This window comes from Amycolatopsis kentuckyensis, assembly GCF_041679295.1.
GTDB lineage: Bacteria > Actinomycetota > Actinomycetes > Mycobacteriales > Pseudonocardiaceae > Amycolatopsis > Amycolatopsis kentuckyensis_A.
On sequence record NZ_JBGDMD010000010.1, the window covers coordinates 122,707 to 148,148 of the forward strand.

Here is a 25,442-nt window from a genome sequence, read left to right on the forward strand (position 1 = left end):
AAATAAATTCTTGACGAAGTTAATTAATACTGCCTACCCTTCCGGCCATGCCTCGCAGTGCAGCGGCAAGGGCGCCGATCACCAGTCCCGCGGCAGCGACCGTGTTCACCACGGTCCTGACCGAAGGGCCCGTCTCCCGCGTCGACGTCGCCCGGCGCACGGGTCTGTCGTCGGCCGCGGTCACCAAGGCGGCCCGGCCGTTCATCGAAGCCGGTTACCTCGAAGAACTCGCCTCCGAAGGCCGCACCACGCCCGGTGCCGGCCGCCCCGCGAACCCCCTCGCCATCCGCCCGGACCGCGAGTACTTCGTCGGCGTCAAGATCACCGGCGACGACCTGATCGGCGTGGTCACCGACCTGCGTGCCGACGTCCGGGCCAGCGCCCACCACGCGCTGAAGAGCCACGATGTCGACCACGTCGTGCGGGCGTTGGCCGACCTGGTCGGCGAGCTGCTCGCCGGCCCGACCCCGGACGGCACCACCAACCTCCGCGAACGCGCCTACTGCCTGGGTGTCGCCGTGTCCGGTGACGTCGACCGCGCTTCGGGCGTCGTCCGGTACTCGCCGTTCCTCGGCTGGCGGGACGTTCCTTTGGCATCACTTCTGGAGGACGCCACCGGGCTCACGGCCACCTTGGAGAACGACGTCAAGGCCCTCGCCGTCGCCGAGCAGTGGTTCGGGGAAGGGGTCGGCGCGTCGTCGTTCGCGCTGGTCACGGTGGGAACCGGGATCGGCAGCGCGCTCGTCGTGAACGGCGACCTGGTCCGCGGCGCGCACGGCGTCGCCGGCGAAATCGGGCACGTCCCGGTCGCCGACGGCGGCCCGGCCTGCCACTGCGGCGGCCAGGGCTGCGTCGAGGCGATCGCGTCCACCGAAGCGATCCTCGCGCGAGCGCGGGTCGTGACCGGTGATCCGGCGCTGACCATGGAAGACGCCGTGACCCGCGCCCGTGGCGGCGACGAACCGCTGCGCGGGGTGTTCGCCGGAGCCGGGCACGCGATCGGGCTCGGCCTGGCCGCGCTGGTCAACCTGTTCGGCCCGGAGCGGGTGGTCGTCTCCGGGGAAGGTGTCGCCACCTACGACCTGTTCGAAGACCAGATCCGCCGGACCTTCGCGGTCCAGGCGTTCGGCAGTGCCGCCCGCTGCGGCCTGGTGATCCGGCCGCTGCCGTTCGAGGAGTGGGCGCGGGGCGCGGCCGCCGTCGCCATCCAAAGTCTTTTCGTCGCCGAGAGCGTCTAAGGAGTCCCTGTGAGCCCCATGAACCGTAGAAGCTTCCTGGTCGGTTCCGTCCTCTTCGCCGGTGGTGCGGCCCTCGCGGGCTGCACTTCGGACCCGTTGAACAAGAACGCGGGCGCCGCTTCCGGCGCGAAAGTGACGCTGCAGCAGTGGTACCACGCGTACGGCGAATCCGGGACGCAGCAGGCCGTCCAGCGGTACGCCCAGGAGTTCACCAAGGCCAACCCGGACATCGCGATCAACGTCAGCTGGATCGCCGGTGACTACGAGACCAAGCTGAACTCGGCGATGCTCACCGCGCAGGCGCCGGACCTGTTCGAGCTGGGCGACTTCCGGTACCAGAACGTCAAGAACGGCCTGCTCGCGCCGCTCGACGACATCGTCGGCCCGGTCAAGGGCGACTTCAGCGCCGCTGCCTTGGACACGGTGACGGTCGACGGCAAGATCTACGGCGTCAAGATGATCGACGACGTCATGATGCTGTACTACCGCAAAAGCGCGCTGCGGGCCGCGGGCGTCCAGCCCCCGCAGACGTTCGCCGAGCTCCTCGAAGCGACGCGGAAGCTGAACACCGGCAAGCAGAAGGGCCTGTACGTCGGCACCGACGGCGTCGGCGAAGCGGCGACGCTCCTGCTCTGGTCGTCCGGCGGCGACTTCTTCGACTCGAGCGGCAAGAAGGTCGCGTTCGCGTCGCCCGAGGCGATCGCCGCGATCGGCGGGCTCAAGCAGCTGCACGACACCGGCGGCCTGCTCCAGGGCTACCCGACGGACTGGTCCGACCCCGGAGCGTTCGCGAACGGCGCCACCGCGATGCAGTGGGGCGGCCTGTGGTCGCTGCCGGACATCAAGAAGGCGCTCGGGGACGACTTCGGCGTCGTCGCGTGGCCGAAGTTCGGCGACGCCGGCAAGCAGGTCGCCCGCGTCGGCGGCTGGTACCAGCTGGCCAACGCGAAGTCCCAGAACCTCGACGCCGTCAAGAAGTTCATCGACTGGCTGTGGATCAAGAACGCCGACCTGCAGAAGGACTGGTGCGTCAAGTACGGCTTCCACATCCCGGCCCGCAAGGAGGTCGCGGCGCAGACGACCGAGTTCTCCAGCGGTCCGGCGAAGGACGCCGTGACGATCTCGCAGCAGAACGGCAAGTCCTACTCGGGGCTGTGGAACAAGGCGTCGGCGACACTGTTCCTGCAGGCCGCGACGAAGATCGCGAACGGCCAGGCCGACCCGGCCGCCGAACTCGGCGACGCGGCGAAGAAGGCGCAGGCCGAAGTCGACAAGCAGCTGGCATGACGGCCTTGATGGAGGCTCCGGCGGTCCCGGCGGCGGCGAAGAGACGTCGCCGCCGGGACTGGCGGGCGATCGGCGCGTTCGTCGTGCTGACCGGGCCCGTCGTGATCGGGCTGGGGCTGTTCAAGTACGTCGCGATCGCGTGGAGCTTCCTGCTCAGCTTCAACGACGCCCGCGGCACGATCTCGCTCGGGCACTGGATCGGCTTCGACAACTACGCGTTCCTGCTCGGCGACGACGCCTTCCTGACGTCGTTGACGACGATCGCGATCTTCACCGTCTTCATCGTGCCGATCACCTTCGTCGCGTCGCTCGGCCTGGCGGTGCTGATCAACAGCATCCGCCGGGGCAAGGCGTTCTTCCGGACGGTGTTCCTCATCCCGGCGGCCGTGTCGTACGTCGTCGCGGCGCTGGTGTGGAAGATGGCGCTGTTCAACGGCCTGCCGTCCGGCGTCGCGAACGTCGTCGGCGGGCTGTTCGGCGCCGACCCGGTGCCGTGGCTGTCGACGACGAGCCCGCCGGTGTACTGGGTCGCGGTCGTGACGCTGCGGCTGTGGCTGCAGGTCGGGCTGTACATGATCCTGTTCCTGGCCGGGCTGCAGGCGATCTCGCCGTCGCTGTACGAGGCCGGCGAGCTGGACGGCACGACGAAGTGGCAGGCCTTCCGCTACATCACGCTGCCGCAGCTGCGGAACACCTCGGTGGCGGTCCTGCTGCTCATCCTCATCGCGGCGTTCCAGGCGTTCGACGAGTTCTACAACCTGTTCGGCACCGGGCTTTCCGGTACGGCGACCGCGCCGGTGAAGCCGCCGCTCGTCTACCTGTACGACTCCGCGCTCGGCGACCAGAACTACGGCGTCGGCTCGGCGGGCGCGTTCCTGCTGACGGTGATCATCATCGTGATCACGCTGCTGCAGGGCCGGTTCGTCGGCTTCGGGAAGAAGGACTGATGGCCGTCCTCACCGCACCCCGGCGAGCGCCGAAGTACGTCCTGGCGTCGGTGCTGTCGCTGATCTTCCTGCTGCCCTTCTACATCATGGTCCGCAACGCGCTGATGACGCGGCAGCAAGTCAGCTCGCCGGACTGGTCGTGGCTGCCGGACCCGCTGTCGTGGGTGAACTTCGGCGACCTGTTCGCCGACACGTCGGTGCCGATGGCGCACTCGTTGTGGAACTCGTTCCTGGTCGCGATCGTCACCGCGCCGGTCGGCACGCTGTTCGGCTCGATGGCGGGGTACGCGCTGGCCCGGATCAACGTCCCCGGGCGACGCTTTGTCTTCACATATGTGCTGGTCACGCTGATGATCCCGCAGTCGGTGACGTTCGTGCCGACGTTCGTCGTCGTCGGCTCGCTGGGCGGGGTCAACACCGAGTGGGGCATCATCGCGCCGAACCTGTTCAGCGCGTTCACCGTGATCCTGTTCCGCAACTTCTACCTGCGGTTCCCCGTCGAGCTCGAAGAAGCCGGCCGGCTCGACGGGCTGGGCTACCTCGGCGTCTACCGGCGGCTCGTCCTGCCGAACTCCGGGAGCATGATCGCGTCGCTCGGCGCGCTGATGTTCATCGAAAGCTGGAACGCGTTCCTGTGGCCCCTCGTCATCGGGCAGGACCCGTCGTCGTGGACCGCGCAGATCGCGCTCTCGACGTTCCTGACCGCGCAGTCGGTCAACCTGCCGGCGCTGTTCGCCGGCGCGCTCGTCACCATCGCGCCGCTGGTCGCGATGTTCCTGGTCGCCCAGCGGTTCATCGTCCGCGGGATCGCGGCGAGCGGGCTCAAGGAGTAGGTCCCCCTATCGAGGAGTGTTCAGTGAAGCGCCTCCTTTCCGTTTTCCTCGCTGTGCTCGGGCTTTTCTCGCTGGTCGTCCCATCGGCCGACGCGCGGACGCCGTTCGTCAAGCCGTTCATGGGCTGGAGCAGCTGGAGCCTCGAGTCGTCGACCCGCGCGGGTTACGGCACTTCGTGGCTGAACGAGTCGCACATCCGCGACGCGGCTTCGGCCATGGCTTCGAAGCTCAAGTCCGCCGGCTACACCTACGTGAACATCGACTCGGGCTGGAACGCTTCGCAGTCCTGGGTCTTCCACACCGACGCCAACGGCATTCCCGACCCCGATCCCACGCGGTTCCCGTCCGGGATCCCCGCGTTGGCCTCTTACGTGCACTCGCTCGGGCTCAAGCTCGGCCTGTACGCGGTCACCGGCCTCGAGAAGGAGGTCTACGACAAGAACGCGCCCATCCTCGGGACGTCGTGCCACGCGCAGGACATCGCGTACCGGCCGCTGACCCCGTCGAACGGCTGGGGCGGCAACTGGAAGGTCGACTTCACCAACCCGTGCGCGCAGAAGTACTACGACTCGATCGTCGCGAAGTTCGCTTCGTGGGGCGTCGACTTCGTCAAGGTCGACGGAACCACTGCGGACAACGTGCCCGACATCGCGGCGTGGTCCCGGGCGATCGACCACGCGCGGCGGCCGATGTGGCTGACGGCGAGCGCGTGGCCGGTGCCGCGGTCCATCGGTTCCTCGCTGGCGCCCTACGCGAACGGCGTGCGCGTCGACACCGACGTCGAGTGCTACTGCGAGACCGTGTCCACCTGGGACAGTTCGGTGAAGGCGCGGTGGGCGGACCTGCCTTCGTGGCTGGGCGTGTTCGGGCCCCAGTACCGGCCGGATCTGGATTCGATGCCGATCAGCAACAACACCGGCTCCGGGATCCAGGACGGGATCTCCGACGTCGAGCGGCAGAGCGTGATGACGTTCTGGTCCATGGCGTCCTCGCCGTTGTACGTCGGGGGAGACATCTACTTCCTGGACGCGTCCGCGGTGTCGATCCTGACGAACCCCGAGGTCATCGGGGTCGACCACGCCGGCACCTACCCGACGCGGGTGACCGGCGGCGACCACCAGGTGTGGACGAAGCGCGCGCCGGACGGCCGGACGTACGCGGCCGTCTACAACCTGGGTTCCACGCCCGCGGACATCACGGTGGACCTCCCTGGGGCGCGACCGGTGCGTGACCTCGTGGCACGCAAGGACCTCGGGCGGTTCCGCGGTTCCTGGACGGCGTCCGCGGTGCCTCCGCACGGCTCCCGGCTGGTCCGGATCGGCTGAGCGTTCTCCCGCCAAGGGGACTTTCCTCGCTGCTTCCGCGAGGAAAGTCCCCTTCGTCGTGCGTGCGTCATCCATTGGGTGGAAGACGTCTGGTCGGCGCCCTCCGGAGCGTGCTATGTTCGGTGGCAGAACGAGTGTGCGTGATGCGAACAGATTCGGAGCGTGGGATGGCGGAGCTGCTGTCACTGGAGGAGGCCGTGGGCCGGCTGGTGCACGACGGCGACACCGTCGCGCTCGAAGGGTTCACGCACCTCATCCCGGTCGCGGCCGGGCAGGAGATCATCCGGCAGGGCAGGCGCGGCCTGACGCTGGTGCGGATGACCCCGGACATCGTGTATGACCAGCTGATCGGCGCGGGCTGCGCTGCCAAACTGGTGTTCTCCTGGGGTGGCAACCCCGGAGTCGGTTCGCTGCACCGGTTCCGCGACGCGGTTCAGCACGACTGGCCGGTCCCGCTGGAGATCGAGGAGCACAGCCACGCGGGTATGGCGAACCGGTACGTGGCCGGCGCGTCCGGCCTGCCGTTCGCGGTGCTGCGTGGCTACACGGGCACGGACCTCCCGGCCCAGACGGACACGATCAAGCCGATCACGTGCCCGTTCACCGGCGAACGGCTCACGGCGGTCCCAGCGCTGAACCCGGACGTGACGATCGTCCACGCCCAGCGCGCGGACCGCGCCGGCAACGTCCAGATGTGGGGCATCACGGGTGTCCAGAAGGAAGCGGTCCTGGCGGCGAAGCGCTCGATCGTGACGGTCGAGGAGATCGTCGACGAGCTGGAGCCCCGCCCGGGAGCGGTGGTCCTCCCGGCCTGGGTGGTCACCGCGGTGGCCGAAGTCCCCGGCGGCGCGAAGCCGTCGTACGCGGCGGGGTACTACGAGCGCGACAACTCGGCGTACCAGGCCTGGGACGAGGTGGGCCGGGATCGTGAGGCGTTCACGAAGTGGCTGAACGAGCTGACGGGGGTTTCGGCATGAGCACCAGCCTGTCTGTCCGGCCGACCCGCCGACGCGGGTTTGTCCAGCCGGGCCCCCTCGCCCTGGTTCCCGGCCGCGCCTGCGAAGCCATCCGTCCCGACCCGACCCACCGCCCGCGTCCCGCAGCGGCCGACTCCGCGGAGGTCCCAGCGTGAGCACCGACTACACCGCCGACGAAATGATGAGCATCGCGGCGGCCCGCGCCCTCGCCGACGGCACCTCCTGCTTCGTCGGCATCGGCCTCCCGAGCAAGGCGGCCAACCTCGCCCGCCGCGCCCACGCCCCGAACCTCACCCTGATCTACGAATCCGGCTGCCTCGGCGCCAAGCCGTCCCACCTGCCGCTGTCCATCGGCGACGGCGAGCTGGCCGACACCGCCGACGCCGTGGTCAGCGTCCCCGAGGTGTTCAACTACTGGCTCCAGCCGGGCCGCATCGACGTCGGCTTCCTCGGCGCCGCCCAGCTCGACAAGTTCGGCAACATCAACACCACGGTCATCGGCTCCGACTACCACGACCCGAAGGTCCGCCTCCCCGGCGCGGGCGGCGCCCCCGAGATCGCGGCCTCCTGCGGCGAGGTGTTCATCGTCCTCCGCCAGAGCCCCCGCGCATTCGTCGAGAAGGTCGACTTCGTGACGTCCTTCGGCCACGGCACGGGCAAGGGCGACCGCGAGAAGCTCGGCCTGCCCGGCAAGGGCCCGACCCTGGTGGTCACCGACCTCGGCCTGATGCGCCCCGACCCGGAGACCGCCGAGCTGACCCTCACCGAGCTCCACCCGGGCGTCGAGCTCGACCAGGCGATCAAGGCCACCGGGTGGAAACTGAAGGTCGCGGACGACCTGAAGGTCACCCCCGCCCCGACCGAGCAGGAGCTGACGGTGCTCCGAGACCTGGAGAAGGCATGACCGACGTGCTCCTCCCCACAGCGTCGAACTCCATCCCCACCGCGCCGAGCACCTCCGCGGCGTTCTCAGCCCGGCCAGGCAAGCGCATGACCCCCACGCGCGCCCACCCGGCAGCGCCGACCGGCACCTCGGCTTCCGCGTCCAGCCCGGCCGGCCCCGCCGTGGCAGGCTCGGCGGCACTCCGGAAGGCGAGCGCATGACCGACGTGCTTCATCTCCCCGCGGCGTCGAACTCCATCCCTGCCGCCCCGAGCACCTCCGTGGCGTTCTCGGCCCAGCCGAGCGCCCGGCCAGGCAAGCGCATGACCCCCACGCGCACCGCCGCTCCCGCGTCCAGCCCGGCCGGTCCCGCCGTGGCAGGCTCGGTCCACCCGACCACCCCGGCACTCCGGAAGGCGAGCGCATGACCGACGTCTACGTCCTCGACGCGATCCGCACCCCGTTCGGCCGCTACGGCGGCGCGCTGGCCGGCGTCCGCCCGGACGATCTGGCCGCCGGCGTCCTCAAGGCACTCCAGGCCCGCAACGACCTCGACCCGTCCACAGTGGACGAAGTGACCCTCGGCGACGCGAACGGCGCGGGCGAGGACAACCGCAACGTCGCCCGCATGGCCGCCCTCCTCGCCGGCTGGCCGACGAGCGTCCCCGGCAACACCGTCAACCGCCTCTGCGGCTCCGGTCTGGACGCGGTGATGCAGGCCAGCCGCGCGATCCAGGTCGGCGACGCGTCCCTGGTCGTCGCCGGCGGCGTCGAGTCGATGACCCGCTCGCCGCTCGTCATGCCCAAGCCGGAGAAGGCCTTCCCCGCCGGCAACCAGACCCTCTACAACACCGCGCTCGGCTGGCGCATGGTCAACCCGGCGATGCCGTCGCAGTGGACGGTCTCCCTCGGCGAGTCCACCGAACTGCTCGCCGAGCGCTACGGCATCGGCCGCGACGAGCAGGACGCCTTCGCCGCCCGCAGCCACGTCAACGCCGCCAAGGCATGGGACGACGGCTTCTACGACGACCTGGTCGTCCCGGTCGAGGGCGTCGACCTGGCCCGCGACGAAGGCATCCGCCCGGACTCCAGCCCGGAGAAGCTCGCCAAGCTGAAGCCCGTCTTCCGCAAGGAGAACGGCACCGTCACGGCCGGCAACGCCTCCCCGCTGAACGACGGCGCCTCGGCGCTCCTCCTCGGCGACGAGGCGACCGCGAACCGCCTGAACAAGACCCCGCTCGCAAGGATCGCCGGCCGTGGTGCGGCGGGCGTCGACCCGGACGTCTTCGGCATCGGCCCGGTCCGCGCGGCGGAGATCGCCCTCGAGCGGGCCGGCATCGGCTGGGACGACCTGGCCGCGGTGGAGCTCAACGAAGCCTTCGCCGCGCAGTCCCTGGCCTGCCTGCGCGACTGGAAGAAGCTCGACCCGGAGATCGTCAACACCCACGGCGGCGCGATCGCCATCGGCCACCCGCTCGGCGCGTCCGGTGGCCGCATCCTCGGCACCCTGGCCCACGACCTGCACCGCCGCGGCGGTGGCTGGGGCCTGGCCGCCATCTGCATCGGTGTCGGCCAGGGCCTGGCCGTCGTCCTCGAAGGCCGGTAAGGAGAGAAACCGTGAGCACTCCGACCGAACTCAGGCTGCCGCGCTACGGGCAGGACCCCGAAGGCACGCACCCGCCACTGGGCTTCACCGGCTACCGCTCGACGGCACTGCGGCACCCGAAGCAGGACCTCGTGCTGCTGCCGCAGATGCTGACCGAGGTCACCGGCCCGCTGCTCGGCCCCGGCCGTCTCGGCGAGCTCGACAACGACCTCACCCGCCAGCACGACGGCGAACCGCAGGGCCAGCGGATCATCGTCACCGGCCGCCTGCTCGACGGCGACGGCCGGCCGGTGCGCGACTCGCTCATCGAGATCTGGCAGGCGAACGCGGGCGGCCGCTACCGCCACACCGGTGACCGCTGGCCGTCGCCGCTGGACCCGAACTTCGACGGCGTCGGGCGCACCCTGACCGACAGCGACGGCCGCTACACGTTCACCACCATCAAGCCCGGCGCGTACCCGTGGAAGAACCACGACAACGCCTGGCGCCCCGCGCACATCCACTTCTCGGTGTTCGGCTCGGCGTTCACCCAGCGGCTGGTCACCCAGATGTACTTCCCGGACGACCCGCTCTTCTACCAGGACCCGATCTTCAACTCGATCCCCGACGAGAAGGCCCGGCAGCGCATGGTTTCGCGCTACGACCACGAGATCACGCAGGCCGAGTGGGCGCTGGGGTTCCAGTTCGACATCGTGCTGCGCGGGCGCGACGCGTCGGTGTTCGAAGAGGAAGAGGACGAGGACGAATGACCGAGCTGCTGCCCACCCCGTCGCAGACCGTCGGCCCGTACCTGTCGATCGGGCTGCCGTGGCCGGACGGCCCGCACGTCGTGCCCGAGGGCACGCCCGGCGCGTTCTGGATCCGCGGCACCGTCCGGGACGGCAACGGCGACCCGGTCCCGGACGCCATGATCGAGACGTGGCAGGCCGACCCGGACGGCGGCTTCCGCCACCCCGACGACCCGCGCGGCGAAGCGTCCGGCGACTTCCGCGGCTTCGGCCGCTGCCCGACGGAAACCGACGGCACGTACGGGATCCTGACGCTGCTGCCGGGCCCGGTGCCGGGCGAGCACGGCACCACGCAGGCCCGCCACATCGACGTCTCGGTGTTCGCGCGCGGCCTGCTCAACCGGGTCGTCACCCGGATCTACTTCGAGGACCAGGACAACGCCGCGGACCCGGTGCTGGCGACGGTGCCGGAGGAGCGGCGCGGCACGCTGATCGCGACGAAGACGGACGACGGCTACCGCTTCGACGTGCGGCTGCAGGGCGAAGGAGAGACGGTGTTCTTCGCCGTATGAACGGAGGTGGCAACGTGGGCGCCGTGCGGGTGCACCGGGTGGTGGAAGGCCCCGAGGACGGGCCGGTGGTGGTGTTCGGCGGGTCGCTCGGCAGCGACGTCCGGATGTGGGAGCCGCAGGTCGTGCCGCTGCTCGAGCGCGGCTTCCGGGTGGTCCGCTACGACACGCGCGGACACGGCGCCTCGCCGGTGCCGCCCGGTCCGTACGAAATCGAGGACCTGGGCGCCGACGTCCTCGCGCTGCTCGACGAGCTCGAGGTCACGCGAGCGCACCTCGTCGGCCTGTCACTGGGCGCGATGACCGGTATGTGGCTCGGCGCCCACGCGCCCGACCGCGTCGCAAGCCTGGTGCTGTGCTGCACGTCCGCGAAGCTCGGGCCGCCGCAGATGTGGGCCGATCGGGCCCGCACGGTCCGCGCCGAGGGCACCGCCGCCGTCGCCGAGGCGGGGGTCGCCCGCTGGCTGACCCCGGCGTACGCCGAGCGGCACCCGGACCGCGCCGCGTTCCTGCGTTCGATGATCGCCGCGGTCCCGGCGGAGGGGTACGCGGCCTGCTGCGGCGCGATCGAGCGGATGGACCAGCTCGACGCGCTGCCGAAGATCACCGCCCCGACGCTGGTCATCGCAGGCGCCGAAGACCCGGCCACCCCACCGGAGGGCCACGCCGACCTGATCGCGGCGGGCATCCCCGGCGCGCGCCTGGAAGTCGTCGCGGACGCGGCGCACTTGGGCAGCTACGAGCGGCCCGAAGAGTTCACCCGGCTGATCCTGGACCACTTGGAGCGAGCGTGACCGACCGCCACGAGCAGGGCATGAAGGTGCGGCGCGAGGTGCTCGGCGACGAGCACGTCGACCGCGCGGTCGCGGGCACGACGGACTTCAGCAGGCCGTTCCAGGACTACATCACCGAAGGCGCGTGGGGCTCGGTCTGGGCCCGCGACGGCCTGGACCGCCGGACGCGCAGCTGCGTCACCCTCGCGGCACTGACGGCGCTGCAGGCGCACAACGAGCTGGCGATGCACGTCCGGGCCGCGGTCCGCAACGGCTTGACGGCGGCGGAGATCAGCGAGGTCCTGCTGCACACGGCGGTCTACGCGGGCGCCCCGGCGGCGAACGCGGCGTTCGCCATCGCGCAGCGCACCCTGGCCGAGCTCGGCGAGCCCACGGCCCGCCCCGCCGACGCCGGATAAGGTGCGGTCATGGACGTGGGGAGGCACCTCGAAGGCGAGTTCACGGTCGACACCGAACCGGCGCACCGCGGCGCCCACCACGTGCAGTCGCTGGAGCGCGGCCTGGCCGTGATCAAGGCCTTCCACGCGGACGCGGCCGAGCTGACCCTCAGCGACGTGGCCCGGTCGACGGGCCTGACCCGAGCCGCGGCCCGCCGGTTCCTGCTGACCCTGGCCGACCTGGGTTACGTCCGCACGGACGGCAAGTACTTCTCCCTCACGGCCCGAGTGCTGGAGCTGGGGTACTCGTACCTGTCGAGCATGACGCTGCCGGAGGTGGCGCAGCCGCACCTGGAGCACCTGTCGGCGAGCGTGCACGAGTCCAGTTCGGTGTCGGTCCTGGAGGGAACGGACATCGTCTACGTGGCCCGGGTGGCGGTCTCCCGCATCATGACGGTGAGCATCAACGTAGGGACCCGCTTCCCGGCATACGCGACCTCGATGGGGCACGTCCTGCTGGCCGGCTTGAGCAAGGCGGAGCTGGAGGCGTACTTCGTGGTGGCCAAGCTCGACCGCTTGACGGACCGCACGGTCACCGCGCCCGACCGCCTCCGCGAGGAGCTGGCCAAGGTGACGGCCCAGGGCTGGGCAATGGTCGACCAGGAACTGGAGGAAGGCCTCCGCTCAGTGGCGGCCCCCATCCACGACCGCCGAGGCCGAGTGGCAGCGGCGGTGAACCTGTCGACGCACGCAAGCCGCACAACGGCAGAGTCGGTGGAGAGGGACCTGGTACCCCCACTGCTGGAGACGGCCCGAGCAATAGAGGCCGACTTGGCAATCGGCGCCCCCGGCCGAGCCCATGGCTGAGAACACGGGCCGGGCGGTCGGAGCCGAGGACCGGGCGGGGACGCCCACCGGCGGTCGGTGCACCGATGCCCCTGCCCGTCGCCGGCCTTCTGCTCGCGGCTGGGAAGCTGGCGTGCCGATGACCCCGGCCACCCCACCCGTCGCCGGGCTGCTGCTCGCCGCCGGGGCCGGGCGCCGGTTCGGCGGCCCCAAAGCCCTCGCCGAACTCGACGGGCAACCCCTCGTCCTCCGCGCGCTCTCCACCCTCTCCGCCGCCGGCTGCCACCCCATCCGAGTCGTCATCGGCGCCGCAGCCGAGCAAGTGCGCGCCCTCCTCCCGGAACCTGACCAAGCCGTCTACGCCGAGGGCTGGGAATCCGGCATGGGCGCCTCCCTCAAAGCCGGTCTGGCCGCGCTCTCCGACGACCCGACCCCAGTCGCCGCCCTGGTCCACCTGGTCGACCTGCCGTGGGTCGGCGCCGACATCCTCACCCGCGTCACCGCGGACGTCACCACCGAAACCGTCGCCCGCGCGTCCTACGACGGCACCCCCGGCCACCCCGTCCTCCTCGGCCGCCGCTGGTGGTCCGAGATCGCCGGCTCCGCCCAGGGCGACCGCGGCGCCCGGGACTGGCTGTCGACCCGCGCCGACCTGAAGCTCGTCGAGTGCGGCGACCTCGGCAGCGGCCGCGACGTCGACCGCCGGGCCGATCTGCCCGGCCGGTGACCGGCGCGCCGCCTACGATCGACACCGTGACGGACTCGCCTGAAGAACTCGCCGCCGCGCTGGACGCGACCGGTTACCTCGCCGACGACGGGCTCGCCACCGCCGGCTTCCTCGCCCTCCGGATGGGCCGCCCCCTCTTCTGCGAAGGCGAACCGGGCACCGGCAAGACGTCGCTCGCCATCGCGCTGGCCGCCGCGCTCGACCGCCCGCTCGTGCGCCTCCAGTGCCACGAAGGCATCGACGCCGCCCAGGCCCTCTACGAGTGGGACTTCCCGCGCCAGCTCCTGCACCTGCGCGCCCTCGAGGCCGCCGGCGACGGGCGCGTCGACGTCGAGACCGCGGAGCGTTCGCTCTACACCGAACGCTTCCTGCTCGCCCGCCCCCTGCTGCAGGCCCTCATCAGCGCGCCGTGCGTCCTGCTCGTCGACGAGATCGACCGCGCCGACGACGAGTTCGAAGCCTTCCTCCTCCAGCTGCTCGACGAGCACGCCGTCACGATCCCCGAATACGGCGAAGTCCGCGCCGAACAGCCGCCCCTGGTGGTGCTGACCTCGAACCGGACGCGCGAGGTGCACGATGCCCTCAAGCGCCGCTGCCTGTACCACTGGCTGGAACACCCCGAACTGGCACGCGAGGTCACCATCCTGCGCCGGCGGATCCCCGAGATCGGTGAGGTCCTGGCCCGGCAGATCGCGGAAGCAGTGCACCGCCTCCGCGAGATGGACCTGCTCAAACCACCGGGGGTGGCGGAGTCACTCGACTGGGCGCGGGCCTTGCTGGCGCTGAACCGCGACGAACTGGACGCGGCATCGGCGGCCCGGACGCTCGGAGCCGTCCTGAAGTACAGCGAGGACCTCGACCGGGTCCGGGCGAAACTCGACGCGCTGTTCGCCTGACAGTCCACAAAGGACGGAAATTAAATGCGTTGCCCGGCACGCCGGGCTCCGGCATGCTTTTTCCAGCACAGCAAGGACCGCCACCGAGAGGAGGAGATCGTGAACCGGCAAGCGAACCGATGCGGCACGATCTCCCGTGCCGTTCGCTGAATCTTCCTGAAGGCTCTTCGCGCCCACCCCTCGCTACCTCGGGTCGGCCGCGGCGAAGAGCGCGGTCTGCGCCCGCCCGGGGAGGGGCGTGCGCGCAGACCGCCCCGTCCCGGTAGCTCAGCAGGACAGAGCGCGGCGCTACGAACGCCGAGGTCCGAGGTTCGACTCCTCGCCGGGACGCCAGAACCGCCACCCCGACCGGCCCGCGAGTGCGCGCCCCACAGCACAGCAGCGCCGAAGCGGTCATTCCGACCGGCCCGCGAGTGCGCGCGCCGCGGCACAACTGCGCCGATACGGCCACTCCGACCGACCTGCGAGTGCGCGCGCCGCAGCACAGCAGCGCCGAGGCGGTCACCCTGACCGGCCCGCGTGTGCGCGCGCCATGGCACAGCAGCGCCGATACGGCCACTCCGACCGGCCCGCGAGCGCACGCGCCACCGCACGACAACGCCAAAACCGCGGTCGGCAGGCCCCCGTTTTCCACGTTACCCGAGGGCACCGACAATCCCCGGTGCTCTCCGCCGCCTTGTCCACAGGCGAGCCCTCCTCGTCGGTCGAGCGCACAATGGAGTCATGACCACCGCCGCCGATCCCGTCGCCGGGTACGCCGGGTTCGCCGCCGCCCTGCGGGATGCCGGTGTTGCCTGCGATGCCCGGCGCGTGCAGGCCTACCTCGCCGCCGTTGCCGAGGTCGATGTCGCCGAACCCACCCAGCTCTACTGGGCCGGCCGGCTCACCCTCTGCTCCAGCCCCGATGACCTCCCCTGCTACGAAGAAGCCTTCAGCCAGTGGTTCGCCATCGAACCGACCACCCCGCAACGCGCGAAAGCCGCCGCGCCCAAGCAGGCCCGGATCGCGCCGCTCGTCGACGGCGATGGTGGGCAGACCACCCGGGAAGACGCTCCTGACCAGCTCAAAGTCGCCGCCAGCGCCCAAGAAGTCCTGCGTCACCGGGATCTCGCCGCCCTCACCACCGCCGAACGCGAACACCTCCGCGAACTGCTCGCCACCCTGAAGCCCGTCCCGCCGAAACGGCCGGCCGCGCGCCAAACCCCGTCGCACCGCGGGCGGCTCGATCCCTCGAGGACCCTGCGCGCCATGCTCGCCAGCGGCGGCGAACCCGTGAAGCTCGCCCACGTCCGCCGCGGCAGCCGGCCGCGGCGGGTCGTGCTGCTCATCGACGTCTCGGGCTCGATGTCGCCCTACGCCGACGCCCTGCTGCGGTTCGCCCACGTCCTGACGCGGTCCGCGCCCCAGTCCGTCGAGGTCTTCACGCTCGGCACGCGCCTCACGCGGGTCTCGCGCCAGCTGCGGCAACGCGATCCCGAACGCGCCATGCTCGCCGCCGGCTCGGCGGTGCCGGACTTCGCCGGCGGCACCCGGCTCGGCGAGACGCTGCAGGCCTTCCTCGACCGCTGGGGCCAGCGCGGGGTCGCGCGCCGCGCCGTGGTCACCGTCTTCTCCGACGGCTGGGAACGCGGCGACACCGGGCTGCTCGGCGACCAGCTCGCCCGCCTGCGCCGGCTCGCGCACGCCGTATTCTGGGTGAATCCGCACGCCGGCCGTGCGGGGTACGCTCCGGTCCAGTCGGGCATCGTCGCCGCGCTGCCCCACATCGACCGGCTCCTGGCCGGGCACACCCTGGCCACTTTGGAACGACTGCTCGGGGAGATTTCCGATGCGTGACGTACTCGACGACGTGTTCCGCCGCTGGTCCGACGGCGAGACCGTCGGACTCGGCACCGTGGTCGCCACCTTCTCGTCGGCGCCGCGCGCGCCCGGGGCCGCCATGGTCGTCGCCCCGGACGGGACCGTCGCCGGCAGCGTGTCCGGCGGCTGCGTCGAAGGCGCGGTCTACGAGCTCGCGCAGGAGGTCGTCGCCGAGCGCAAGCCCGTGCTGCAGCGCTACGGCGTCACCGACGACGACGCCTTCGCGGTCGGCCTGACCTGCGGCGGGATCATCGACATCTACGTCGAGCACGTCGACCGCGCGTCGATGCCGGAGCTCGGCGACGTCGTCGCGTCGGTGCGCGGCGGCGAGCCAGTCGCGGTCGTCACGATCATCGAGCACGAGCGGGAGGGCCTGGTCGGCGAGCACATGATCGTCTGGCCGGACCGGACCGCGGGCTCGCTGGGTTCGTCGCGGATGGACGACGCGGTCGCCGACGACGCGCGCGGCCTGCTGGCCAGCGGCCGCACCGGCACCCTGCACTACGGCCCGGACGGGCAGCGCCGCGGCGAAGGCATGGCGGTGTTCGTCAACTCCTTCGAGCCGCCGCCCCGGCTCCTGGTCTTCGGCGCGATCGACTTCGCCGCCGCGATGGCCCGCATGGGCGCCTACCTCGGCTACCAGGTCACGGTCTGCGACGCGCGGCCCGTGTTCGCCACCAGCAGCCGCTTCCCGGACGCGCACGACGTCGTCGTCGACTGGCCGCACCGCTACCTGACGGCGGAGGCCGACGCGGGCCGCATCGACCAGCGCACGGCGATCGCGGTGCTGACCCACGACCCGAAGTTCGACGTGCCGCTGCTGGAGGTCGCGCTGCGCCTCGACGTCGGCTACGTCGGCGCGATGGGCTCCCGCAAGACGCACGACGACCGCTTCGCCCGCCTGCGCGAAGCCGGGATCACCGAGGGGGAGCTGGAAAGGCTGTCGTCGCCGATCGGCCTCGACCTCGGGGCGCGCACCCCGGAGGAGACGGCCGTTTCCATCGCCGCGGAAATCATCGCGTTGCGGTGGGGTGGCGGCGGAAAACGCCTCGCGGAGCTGACGGGGCGGATCCACGGCTGACTGGTCCAGGTGGCCCACAAAAGTTCACCCATCCGGACTTCCGCAGATGCGGCCGCGAATTCCCAGAAGGTGCGCATCTGCGGAACAGGTAGTTGAACGTGTGACATCAGGACTTGTCCGCGCGAAGGTCGCGTAGCACGCTCGGGAGTCTGTGAGCCCGATCACGGTCGGGCAGGCCGCTCCCGAACCGGCTTTTGGAGGCCTGATGCGCATCACCGTCACCGTCGACGGGACGAAGTACACCGACGAAGTCGAGCCCCGCACCCTGCTCGTCCACCACCTGCGCGAAAAACTCGGCAAGGTCGGCACCGTCGTCGGCTGCGACACCAGCAACTGCGGCGCCTGCACCGTCCACCTGGACGGGCACAGCGTGAAGTCCTGCTCCGTCCTGGCCGTGCAGGCCGACGGCTGCGAGGTCACCACCATCGAAGGCCTCGCCCGCGACGGGCAGCTGCACCCCGTGCAGAAAGCCTTCAACGACAACCACGCGCTGCAGTGCGGGTTCTGCACCCCCGGCATGATCATGCAGTCGATCGACCTCCTGGCCGACAATCCGGACCCGGACGAGCAAGCCGTCCGCGAAGGCCTCGAAGGCAACCTCTGCCGCTGCACCGGCTACCAGAACATCGTCCGCGCGGTCCGCGACGCCGCGCAGCACATGAGCCCCGGCGCCGGCCCCGAAGCCGAGCGGATCGCCGAGACCAAGCACGTCGGCGTGGGTGGTGACTGATGACCGCCACGATCGAACCCGAGGTCGGCAAGTCCCGTCGCCGCAAGGAGGACGAGCGGCTGATCACCGGCCGCACCCGCTGGACCGACAACATCACGCTGCCCGGTCTGCTGCACATGGCGGTCCTGCGCAGCCCGTTCGCGCACGCCAAGATCGTCTCGATCGACACGTCCGCGGCGAAGAGCGCGTCCGGGGTCGTCGCCGTCTACACCGGCAAGGACCTCGACCCGGACGGCGCGATCGGCATGCCCTGCGCGTGGCCGATCACGCCGGACATGAAGGCGCCGCGCCGTCCCGTGCTCGCGTCCGACACGGTCAACTTCGCCGGTGAAGGCGTCGCGGTCGTCGTCGCGCGGTCGTCCGCCGAAGCGCACGACGCGCTCGAGGAGATCGACGTCGAGTACGACGAGCTGCCGGTGATCCTCGACATGGAAGCCGCGATCGCCGACGGCGCCCCGCTCGTCCACGAGGACCTGGGCACCAACACGAGCGCGGTCTGGAAGTTCGACTCGGCCGAAGCCGGCACCGGCGGCAACGTCGAGGACGCGATCAGCTCGTCGGAGGTCGTGCTCAAGCGCCGCTTCCGCCAGCAGCGGCTCGTCCCGGCGTTCATGGAGCCGCGCGCCTGCGTCGTCGACCCGACCGGCACGCAGATCACCATGTGGGCGGCCACGCAGGTGCCGCACATCCTGCGCGTGATGTCGGCGCTGACGCTCGGCATCCCCGAGCACAAGCTGCGCGTGATCGCCCCCGACGTCGGCGGCGGCTTCGGCGGCAAGATCGGCGTCCTGCCCGAAGAGATGATGTCGCTGCTCGTCGCGCAGAAGCTCGGCAAGCCGGTCAAGTGGAACGAGACGCGCTCGGAGACGATGCTCGCCGCGCACCACGGCCGCGACCAGATCCAGGACATCACCATCTCCGCGACGCGCGACGGCCAGGTCACCGGCCTCAAGGTCGAGCTGCTCGCCAACCTCGGCGCGTACAACGGCCTCGTCGGCCCGGGCGTGCCGATCCTCGGCGCGTTCATGTTCAACGCGATCTACAAGATCCCGGCGTACCACTTCGCGTGCACCAACGTGTACACGACGACGACGCTGACCGACGCCTACCGCGGCGCCGGCCGGCCCGAGGCGACGTTCGCGATCGAGCGGATCATGGACGAGCTCGCCGTCGAGCTCGGCGTCGACCCGATGGAGCTGCGCGAGAAGAACTGGATCAAGCACGAGGAGTTCCCGTTCACCACGGTGTGCGGGCTGACCTACGACTCCGGCAACTACGAGGCCGCGACCGAAAAGGCCAAGCAGCTCTTCGACTACGACGGCCTGCGCGCCGAACAGGACAAGCGTCGCAAGGCCGGCGACAAGGTCCAGCTCGGCATCGGCATCTCGACGTTCACCGAGATGTGCGGGCTCGCGCCGTCGCGGGTGCTCGGCTCGCTCGACTACGGCGCCGGCGGCTGGGAGTACGCGTCGATCCGGATGCTGCCCACCGGCAAGGTCGAGGTCACGACCGGCGCGTCCGCGCACGGCCAGGGCCACGAGACGGCGTGGAGCCAGATCGTCGCCGACCAGCTGGGTGTCGCGTTCGAGGACGTCGAGATCCTGCACGGCGACACCCAGTCGTCGCACAAGGGCATGGACACCTACGGCTCGCGGTCGCTGGTGGTCGGCGGCATCGCCGTCATCAAGGCCGCCGAGAAGGTGATCGCCAAGGCGAAGCCGATCGCGGCGCACCTGCTCGAATGCGCCGAGGACGACCTCGAGTTCGCCGGCGGCAAGTTCACCGTCAAGGGCACCGACACGGCCACGACCCTGGGCGACATCGCGCTCGCGGTCTTCGCCGCGCACAACCTGCCCGACGGGATCGAGCCGTCGCTCGACTCGGACGCCACGTTCGACCCGGAGAACTTCTCGTTCCCGCACGGCACGCACCTGTGCGCCGCCGAGGTGGACACCGAGACGGGCCGGATCAAGCTGCGTTCCTACGTCTGCGTCGACGACGTCGGCGTCGCGGTGAACCCGCTGATCGTCGAGGGCCAGGTGCACGGCGGGCTCGCGCAGGGCATCGCGCAGGCGCTGTTCGAGGGCACCGAGCACGACGACAGCGGCACGCTCACCACCGGCACGTTCGCCGACTACCTCCTGCCGTCGGCGGCCGACCTGCCGTCGTTCACCACCGACCGCACGGAGACGCCGGCGACGTCCAACCCGCTCGGCGCCAAGGGCGTCGGCGAGGCGGGCACCATCGCGTCCACCCCGGCGGTGGTCAACGCGGTGATCGACGCGGTGCGGCACTTCGGCGTGAACGACATCGAGATGCCGTTGACGCCCATGCGGGTGTGGCACGCCATCCAGCACGGCACCACCGACGCGGGCGGCCCCGGCCGCGACGAAGCCGGCGGCGGGCTGGGTTCCATCGACGCCACCGGAGGTGCGCAGTGATCCCGGCTTCCTTCGACTACGTCCGCCCGTCCACAGTGGACGAAGCGGTGCAGGCACTGGCGTCGGCGGGCGAGGACGCCAAGGTCATCGCGGGCGGGCAGAGCCTGCTGCCGGTGCTGCGGATGCGGCTGGCCGCGCCGACGACACTGGTCGACCTCGGGCGCGTCGCGGAGCTGCGCGGCGTGCGCGAGGAGGGCGACGAGCTGGTCATCGGCGCGATGACCACGCACTACGACGTCCAGCGTGACGCGCTGATCGCCGCGCACGCCTCGTTGCTCAAGGAGGCGACGGACACGGTGGCCGACCCGCAGATCCGCCACCGCGGGACGTTGGGCGGCGCGATCGCGCACGCCGACCCGGCCGGCGACCTGCTGGCGCCGGTGCTGGCGCTGGAGGCTTCGCTGGTGGTGGCCGGGCCTTCGGGGCGCCGGACGGTGCCGGCCGCGGAGTTCTTCCAGGACCTGTTCACGACGGCGCTCGCGCCGGACGAGCTGCTGGTCGAGGTCCGCGTGCCCAAGCACACCGGGTGGCGGGCGCACTACGAGAAGTTCAACCGGGTCGCCCAGGCGTGGTCGATGGTCGCGGTCGCGGTCACCGTCCGCAGCGAGGCGGGCGTCATCGAGGAGGCGCGGGTCGCGCTGACGAACATGGGCTCGACGCCGGTCCGCGCTTCGGGTGTCGAAGCGGCGCTGGTCGGAGTCCAGGCGTCGGCCGATTCGATCGCGGCGGCGGCGTCGCACGCGGCGGAGGGCACGAATCCGCCGGTGGACAGCAACGCCGACGTCGAATACCGCCGCCACCTGGCCCAGGTGCTGACGGGGCGCGCGATCGCGGCGGCCGCGGGAGCCTGACGCTCCACCCTGGCCGCCGCTCCGGCGGCGGCTAGGGTGGGGACCGGACCCCGTCGTCATCAGGAAGGAGGTCGGCCCGTGCGGCTCGACCACGAATTCACCGTCCCGGCTCCGATCGGCGAGGTCTGGCAGGCGGTCGTCGACCCCGAGCGCGTCGCCCCGTGCATGCCGGGGGCGACGTTGACGAAGGTCGAGGGCGACAAGTTCAGCGGCACGGTGAAGGTCAAGCTCGGGCCGATTTCCCTGCTGTACAAGGGCAACGGCGAGTTCCTGGAGAAGGATGACGCCGCCCACAAGGTGACGATCAAGGCATCGGGCAAGGACAGCCGCGGAGCGGGCACGGCGGCGGCAACGGTGACGCTGACGTTGACGGAGGCTGAAGGCGGAACGCACGGCGCGGTGGCGACGGACCTGTCGATCACGGGCAAGCCGGCGCAGTTCGGCCGCGGGCTGATCAGCGAGGTCGGCGGCAAGATCCTGGACACGTTCGCGGGGTGCTTGTCGGGCAAGTTGGCCCCGGCGGCTTCTCCGGCGCCGTCGCCGGTGGCAGAGGCGCCGACCCCTGAGCCGACGTCGACGCCCGAACCGGTGGCGAAGCCCGCTGTGAAGCCGGCCCCGACGACGGCGGAGATCAACACGGACCCGAAGCCGTCGGCGGCGTCGTCGTCGGACCGGCCGCCGTTGCGGAGTGTCCCGGCGGCGCCGGAGACGGAAGCGATCGACTTGCTCGACTACGCGGGGCAGTCGGTGCTGAAGCGGGTGGCACCGGTACTGCTGGGGATCGCGGCGGTGGTGGGCCTGGTGGCGATCATCCGGGCGCTGCGCAAGTAGCGGGCTGGTCGGCGCCGGTTGGCTTGCCGCCCGCGCCGCGCCGCGGAGTCGAGCCGGCGACTCGTGTTGAGTTGAGCCGGGCGGTGCTCCTGGCCGGATCTGTGCCGGCTCGCGGTGATTTGTGCCTTTCCCGGGGGATCGACAAGGTGGGATTCCCACTTCTGCGTTCCCAAGTCCGCGTTCTCACCCGCGCGTTCCCGGAGCCGCGTTCCTACCCTTGCGTTCCCGGGGCCGTGCTCCCAGGTTCGCGTTCCCGTCCCTGCGTTCTCGAGTCTGCGTTACCCGGGCGATGATCCGCTCGTGAGGCGCTGAGCTGGGTGGATCTACTTTGCGCGGGTCTTCGGGCAGGCGCGTTGCCCGCAAATCGCCCGGACTGGCGACGCACGTCGTCGGAACGGCTACGCTGGGCTACCTGGTCGGCCGAACTTCGCGCAAGGGGTACGTCACGATGCCGGTCCGTCACTTCTGTGGCTTCGGCTCTTGAGAGCCCAGGCCGCCGTGCGCCGGGAAGCGGTTTCCGCCTGGCCGGGCTGGCCCGCGCGGTGGGAAATGTGGGCCGGGGCGAAAGCCCGCTGGATCACCTACGCGCTCGGGTGTGAACTGGTCGCCGTCGTCGCCACCGGGGGCGCACTCGTCACCGGGTTCGGGGGGCCCGTGCGGCCGGTGTGGTTCGCGGTGCTCGTCGGGCTCGGCGTGGCCCAGGCCGAGATGTCGCGCCGGATCGAGCGGCTGCGGCGGTGGATGAGCGGGCAGACCCACATCAACGTCACGTCGGTCTGGTACCTCGCCGGCGTCGTCCTGCTGCCGCCGGCGTGGGTCGCGCTGCTGGCCGTCGTGCTCTACACGCACCTGTGGGTGCGCGTGTGGCGTCAGGTGCGTACGCGGCCCGCGCACCGCTTCGTCGCGAGCACGGCTTGGGCGATGCTCTCGTGCTTCGCCGCTTCGTCCGTTCTCGCGGTGTCCGGTTTGCACGGAACGCCGCTGCAGACGGGACGCGGGCTCTTCGCGCTGTGCCTGGCGGCCGCGGTGTTCGAGCTGGTGAACGTCAGCCTGGTCGCGGCCGGCATCTACCTCTACACGAGCCAGCGCTCGGCGGCCGACCTGATGGGCACCTGGGAGGACAACGCTTTCGAGCTGGCGACGCTCTGCCTCGGCGGCCTCGCCGCGCTGGCGCTGGCCGAGCAGCCGGTGCTGGTGGTGTTCGTCGTCGCGCCGCTGTTGCTGCTGCACCGCTACCTGCTGCTGAAACAGCAATTGCAGGTCGCGGCGGTGACGGACGAGAAGACGGGCCTGCTCAACACGGCGGGCTGGCACGAGTCCGCGGTACGCGAACACACCCGCGCGCAGCGGCGCGGCTCGGCGGGCGGCGGGTTCGCGGTGCTGATGATCGACCTCGACCACTTCAAGCGCATCAACGACACGTACGGCCACCTCACCGGTGACGACGTCCTGGCCGCGGTGGCGGTCGCGATCTCCGGCGCGGTGCGCCAGGGCGACACGGTCGGCCGGTTCGGCGGCGAGGAGTTCGTGGTGCTGCTGCCGGGCATCGGCCGCGCGGACGTGCTCGGCATCGCCGAACGCGTGCGGGCGGCGGTGGGCGAGCTGAACGTGGTGATCTCGACGGGCGGCGGCACGGTCCGGGTGAGCGGCCTGTCGGTATCGATCGGAGTGGCGCGCCACCCGGACGCAGGGCCGACGCTGGATGACGTGCTTCGGTCGGCTGATGCTGCGTTGTATCGGGCGAAGGAGGCCGGGCGGAACCGCGTTGCCGTGTGAGGTCGGCGCGGTTGTGTGCGGGCCGGTTGGTTGAAGAGCGGCGCCGGGTCGGGGCGGAGATCGGCCCGATCGTGATGGATGCGCGGGCCGGGCCGGTCGGCGCAGGTACCGCGCGGCGGGGCTACGTGAGGGAGCGCGGACGCGCGGGGCAGCCGGGGGCGGGAGATCGGCGCGATCATGCAGATTCGCGTGGGCTGGGCCGGCCGAGGAGCCGCGCGCGGCACGGGCGCGGTGCAAGGGGATGCACGTGCGGCAGGCTGATCGCGGGTGGGATTCGGACCCGGCGTGCCGGTAGGGGCGCAACTCGCCCGCCGCGCCTCGCCCGCCGCGATGGTGCTGACCGCGCTTGAGCCGGGCGCGATGGTCGGCCCTGGTGGCAGCGGCCGGCCTCGGCCCGCCGCAGGGATCGCGGGCCGAGGCGTCGATGCGCCACCCGTCGACGTGTGATGAACGGCGCGAAATACCCTCCTCCCACAGCCGTTGAACCTCACATGAGCCGTGCGGATCACGAGACCGATGTCGTGGTTGTCGGGGCTGGGCAGGCCGGGCTCTCGGCCGCCTATCACCTTCGGCGGGCCGGGTTTGCCAACGGTGCCGGCTTCGTCGTCCTTGACCACGGGAAACGGGCCGGGGGTGCGTGGCAGTACCGGTGGCCCTCCCTGGTGCTCGGCAAGGTGCACGGCATCTACGACCTGCCCGGCATGGCCTTCGGCAGTCCGGACGTCACGCGTCCCGCCTCCGAAGTCGTCTCGGAGTACTTCGCTCGGTTCGAAAGCGTCTATGACCTCCCGGTCTTTCGGCCCGTCGACGTCCAGTCCGTGACGCGGGCGGGGGAACGGCTCGTGGTGGCGAGCCCTGCGGAATCCTGGGCCGCGAAGGCCGTCATCAGTGCCACCGGTACCTGGGACCGGCCCTTCTGGCCGCGCTATCCCGGGCAGGACACCTTCGCCGGGCGTCAGGTGCACACGGCCGACTACACCGGGCCCGAAGACTTCCGTGGCCGGCGGGTTGTCGTCGTCGGGGGTGGTGCCTCCGCCGTTCAGCTACTCATGGAGTTCGCCCCGCTTGCCCGTGCGACGGCGTGGGTGACCCGGCGGCCACCTGTGTGGCGCGACGAGCCGTTCAGCGAAAACTGGGGACGGGACGCCGTCGCGAAGGTCGATGAACGGGTGCGTGCCGGGTTGCCTCCCGAGAGCGTGGTGAGCGTGACCGATCTGGCCGTGACGCCCGAGGTGCGCGCTGCGCGTGCCGCCGGGATCCTCGATCGGCGGCCCATGTTCGAGCGCATCACGCCCGAGGGGGTCGTCTGGGCGGACGGCTCCCGCTTCGACGCCGACGTCATCCTCTGGGCGACCGGCTTCCGGGCGGCGATCGACCACCTTGCGCCGTTGCACATCAGGGAACCCGGGGGCGGAATCCGGATGGACGGCACGCGCGTGGTGCGCGAGCCGCGGCTGCACCTCGTGGGGTACGGGCCCTCGGCGAGCACAGTCGGGGCGAATCGGGCGGGACGGGCCGCGGTCGGCGAGATCAAGAAGCTGCTGAGTTCGGACGGCTGAGGTCATACATCCGAAGCTACCCGAACACCTGAGCGAAGATCATCACTGAACCGGGTGAACCTCGGCGCGGCGAGGAAGAAGCGATTTTCCTTGTGGGAGAACGAAAGCCGATGGGCGCTGCCCCCGGTTCCCACGCTACCCGAGACCACCGACAAAACCGGAAGCCGCCGGGAAAGGTCAGACCTCGCGGTCCCGGCCCACGGTGCAGTATCCCGCTCATCGGCACGTGCCCTGAGCTGCGGAAACCGTCGAAAACTCACCCTCTTGACCGATTCAACGAC

At 71.0% G+C, this 25,442-nt stretch carries 23 protein-coding genes and 1 tRNA gene; all 24 read left to right on the top strand.

Annotation, left to right across the window (positions count from 1 at the left end; genetic code table 11):
• Positions 1–47 precede the first annotated feature (47 nt).
• The 24 genes from ACERZO_RS36910 (at position 48) to ACERZO_RS37025 (ending at position 25,161) form a co-directional block, all read left to right on the top strand.
• Positions 48–1,238 (top strand): ROK family protein, encoded by a 1,191-nt coding sequence (locus ACERZO_RS36910; RefSeq protein WP_372670531.1) that lies wholly within the window; start codon positions 48–50, stop codon positions 1,236–1,238.
• Positions 1,239–1,256: 18 nt separating this feature from the next.
• Entirely contained in the window at positions 1,257–2,525 is a 1,269-nt protein-coding gene (locus tag ACERZO_RS36915; protein ID WP_372670532.1) for an ABC transporter substrate-binding protein, read from the top strand.
• Entirely contained in the window at positions 2,522–3,472 is a 951-nt protein-coding gene (locus ACERZO_RS36920; protein ID WP_372670533.1) for a carbohydrate ABC transporter permease, read from the top strand. The genes ACERZO_RS36915 and ACERZO_RS36920 overlap by 4 nt, the downstream gene beginning before the upstream one ends.
• Positions 3,472–4,305: a carbohydrate ABC transporter permease gene (locus ACERZO_RS36925; RefSeq protein WP_372670534.1), complete on the top strand. Its 834-nt coding sequence runs from the start codon at positions 3,472–3,474 to the stop codon at positions 4,303–4,305. Before ACERZO_RS36920 ends, ACERZO_RS36925 begins: the two co-directional genes overlap by 1 nt.
• A 23-nt stretch (positions 4,306–4,328) precedes the next feature.
• Complete coding sequence (locus ACERZO_RS36930; protein WP_372670535.1) at positions 4,329–5,630, top strand: glycoside hydrolase family 27 protein; 1,302 nt, start codon at positions 4,329–4,331, stop codon at positions 5,628–5,630.
• A 167-nt stretch (positions 5,631–5,797) separates the two neighbouring features.
• The gene (locus tag ACERZO_RS36935) at positions 5,798–6,607 is read left to right on the top strand and encodes a CoA transferase subunit A (protein WP_372670536.1); all 810 of its coding nucleotides are present in this window, start codon (positions 5,798–5,800) and stop codon (positions 6,605–6,607) included.
• A 178-nt stretch (positions 6,608–6,785) separates the two neighbouring features.
• Complete coding sequence (locus ACERZO_RS36940) at positions 6,786–7,511, top strand: CoA-transferase subunit beta (protein WP_372670900.1); 726 nt, start codon at positions 6,786–6,788, stop codon at positions 7,509–7,511.
• Between the two features lie 402 nt (positions 7,512–7,913).
• A complete protein-coding gene (locus ACERZO_RS36945) occupies positions 7,914–9,095 on the top strand; it encodes a thiolase family protein (RefSeq protein ID WP_372670537.1) in 1,182 nt (393 codons plus the stop codon).
• A gap of 11 nt (positions 9,096–9,106) precedes the next feature.
• Positions 9,107–9,844, top strand: coding sequence for a protocatechuate 3,4-dioxygenase subunit beta (gene pcaH / locus ACERZO_RS36950; RefSeq protein ID WP_372670538.1), 738 nt, complete (start codon positions 9,107–9,109; stop codon positions 9,842–9,844).
• The gene (gene pcaG, locus ACERZO_RS36955; protein WP_372670539.1) at positions 9,841–10,395 is read left to right on the top strand and encodes a protocatechuate 3,4-dioxygenase subunit alpha; all 555 of its coding nucleotides are present in this window, start codon (positions 9,841–9,843) and stop codon (positions 10,393–10,395) included. Before pcaH ends, pcaG begins: the two co-directional genes overlap by 4 nt.
• The gene (gene pcaD, locus ACERZO_RS36960; protein WP_372670540.1) at positions 10,392–11,186 is read left to right on the top strand and encodes a 3-oxoadipate enol-lactonase; all 795 of its coding nucleotides are present in this window, start codon (positions 10,392–10,394) and stop codon (positions 11,184–11,186) included. Before pcaG ends, pcaD begins: the two co-directional genes overlap by 4 nt.
• A complete protein-coding gene (gene pcaC, locus ACERZO_RS36965; protein WP_372670541.1) occupies positions 11,183–11,584 on the top strand; it encodes a 4-carboxymuconolactone decarboxylase in 402 nt (133 codons plus the stop codon). The genes pcaD and pcaC overlap by 4 nt, the downstream gene beginning before the upstream one ends.
• A gap of 9 nt (positions 11,585–11,593) precedes the next feature.
• Positions 11,594–12,430: an IclR family transcriptional regulator domain-containing protein gene (locus ACERZO_RS36970; RefSeq protein WP_372670542.1), complete on the top strand. Its 837-nt coding sequence runs from the start codon at positions 11,594–11,596 to the stop codon at positions 12,428–12,430.
• Positions 12,431–12,548: 118 nt separating this feature from the next.
• Positions 12,549–13,136, top strand: coding sequence for a nucleotidyltransferase family protein (locus tag ACERZO_RS36975; RefSeq protein WP_372670543.1), 588 nt, complete (start codon positions 12,549–12,551; stop codon positions 13,134–13,136).
• A gap of 26 nt (positions 13,137–13,162) precedes the next feature.
• Entirely contained in the window at positions 13,163–14,032 is an 870-nt protein-coding gene (locus tag ACERZO_RS36980) for an AAA family ATPase (protein ID WP_372670544.1), read from the top strand.
• Between the two features lie 256 nt (positions 14,033–14,288).
• Positions 14,289–14,365, top strand: a tRNA-Arg gene (locus ACERZO_RS36985).
• A 390-nt stretch (positions 14,366–14,755) separates the two neighbouring features.
• On the top strand, positions 14,756–15,868 hold the full coding sequence (locus ACERZO_RS36990; RefSeq protein ID WP_372670545.1) for a vWA domain-containing protein: 1,113 nt from the start codon (positions 14,756–14,758) through the stop codon (positions 15,866–15,868).
• Positions 15,861–16,973 carry an XdhC family protein gene (locus ACERZO_RS36995; protein ID WP_372670546.1) on the top strand — a complete coding sequence of 371 codons (1,113 nt, stop codon included), beginning with the start codon at positions 15,861–15,863 and terminating at the stop codon, positions 16,971–16,973. The genes ACERZO_RS36990 and ACERZO_RS36995 overlap by 8 nt, the downstream gene beginning before the upstream one ends.
• A 205-nt stretch (positions 16,974–17,178) precedes the next feature.
• Positions 17,179–17,703, top strand: a complete 525-nt coding sequence (locus tag ACERZO_RS37000) for a (2Fe-2S)-binding protein (protein WP_372670547.1) — start codon at positions 17,179–17,181, stop codon at positions 17,701–17,703.
• On the top strand, positions 17,703–20,144 hold the full coding sequence (locus ACERZO_RS37005; RefSeq protein WP_372670548.1) for a xanthine dehydrogenase family protein molybdopterin-binding subunit: 2,442 nt from the start codon (positions 17,703–17,705) through the stop codon (positions 20,142–20,144). The genes ACERZO_RS37000 and ACERZO_RS37005 overlap by 1 nt, the downstream gene beginning before the upstream one ends.
• Positions 20,141–20,995: an FAD binding domain-containing protein gene (locus ACERZO_RS37010; RefSeq protein ID WP_372670549.1), complete on the top strand. Its 855-nt coding sequence runs from the start codon at positions 20,141–20,143 to the stop codon at positions 20,993–20,995. Before ACERZO_RS37005 ends, ACERZO_RS37010 begins: the two co-directional genes overlap by 4 nt.
• Positions 20,996–21,073: 78 nt before the next feature.
• Positions 21,074–21,826 carry an SRPBCC family protein gene (locus ACERZO_RS37015; protein WP_372670550.1) on the top strand — a complete coding sequence of 251 codons (753 nt, stop codon included), beginning with the start codon at positions 21,074–21,076 and terminating at the stop codon, positions 21,824–21,826.
• A gap of 549 nt (positions 21,827–22,375) precedes the next feature.
• Positions 22,376–23,602 (top strand): GGDEF domain-containing protein, encoded by a 1,227-nt coding sequence (locus tag ACERZO_RS37020; protein WP_372670901.1) that lies wholly within the window; start codon positions 22,376–22,378, stop codon positions 23,600–23,602.
• Positions 23,603–24,093: 491 nt separating this feature from the next.
• The gene (locus ACERZO_RS37025; protein ID WP_372670551.1) at positions 24,094–25,161 is read left to right on the top strand and encodes an NAD(P)-binding domain-containing protein; all 1,068 of its coding nucleotides are present in this window, start codon (positions 24,094–24,096) and stop codon (positions 25,159–25,161) included.
• The last annotated feature ends 281 nt before the right edge of the window (positions 25,162–25,442 follow it).

Excerpts from the sequence above, each read along its gene's own strand:
- ACERZO_RS36910 (WP_372670531.1), top strand. The coding sequence starts at position 48 with ATGCCTCGCAGTGCAGCGGCAAGGGCGCCGATCACCAGTCCCGCGGCA.
- ACERZO_RS36915 (WP_372670532.1), top strand. The coding sequence starts at position 1,257 with ATGAACCGTAGAAGCTTCCTGGTCGGTTCCGTCCTCTTCGCCGGTGGT.
- ACERZO_RS36920 (WP_372670533.1), top strand. The coding sequence starts at position 2,522 with ATGACGGCCTTGATGGAGGCTCCGGCGGTCCCGGCGGCGGCGAAGAGA.
- ACERZO_RS36925 (WP_372670534.1), top strand. The coding sequence starts at position 3,472 with ATGGCCGTCCTCACCGCACCCCGGCGAGCGCCGAAGTACGTCCTGGCG.
- ACERZO_RS36935 (WP_372670536.1), top strand. The coding sequence starts at position 5,798 with ATGGCGGAGCTGCTGTCACTGGAGGAGGCCGTGGGCCGGCTGGTGCAC.
- ACERZO_RS36940 (WP_372670900.1), top strand. The coding sequence starts at position 6,786 with ATGATGAGCATCGCGGCGGCCCGCGCCCTCGCCGACGGCACCTCCTGC.
- ACERZO_RS36945 (WP_372670537.1), top strand. The coding sequence starts at position 7,914 with ATGACCGACGTCTACGTCCTCGACGCGATCCGCACCCCGTTCGGCCGC.
- pcaG (WP_372670539.1), top strand. The coding sequence starts at position 9,841 with ATGACCGAGCTGCTGCCCACCCCGTCGCAGACCGTCGGCCCGTACCTG.
- pcaD (WP_372670540.1), top strand. The coding sequence starts at position 10,392 with ATGAACGGAGGTGGCAACGTGGGCGCCGTGCGGGTGCACCGGGTGGTG.
- ACERZO_RS36970 (WP_372670542.1), top strand. The coding sequence starts at position 11,594 with ATGGACGTGGGGAGGCACCTCGAAGGCGAGTTCACGGTCGACACCGAA.
- ACERZO_RS36975 (WP_372670543.1), top strand. The coding sequence starts at position 12,549 with ATGACCCCGGCCACCCCACCCGTCGCCGGGCTGCTGCTCGCCGCCGGG.
- ACERZO_RS36990 (WP_372670545.1), top strand. The coding sequence starts at position 14,756 with ATGACCACCGCCGCCGATCCCGTCGCCGGGTACGCCGGGTTCGCCGCC.
- ACERZO_RS36995 (WP_372670546.1), top strand. The coding sequence starts at position 15,861 with ATGCGTGACGTACTCGACGACGTGTTCCGCCGCTGGTCCGACGGCGAG.
- ACERZO_RS37000 (WP_372670547.1), top strand. The coding sequence starts at position 17,179 with ATGCGCATCACCGTCACCGTCGACGGGACGAAGTACACCGACGAAGTC.
- ACERZO_RS37005 (WP_372670548.1), top strand. The coding sequence starts at position 17,703 with ATGACCGCCACGATCGAACCCGAGGTCGGCAAGTCCCGTCGCCGCAAG.
- ACERZO_RS37020 (WP_372670901.1), top strand. The coding sequence starts at position 22,376 with ATGTGGGCCGGGGCGAAAGCCCGCTGGATCACCTACGCGCTCGGGTGT.
- ACERZO_RS37025 (WP_372670551.1), top strand. The coding sequence starts at position 24,094 with ATGAGCCGTGCGGATCACGAGACCGATGTCGTGGTTGTCGGGGCTGGG.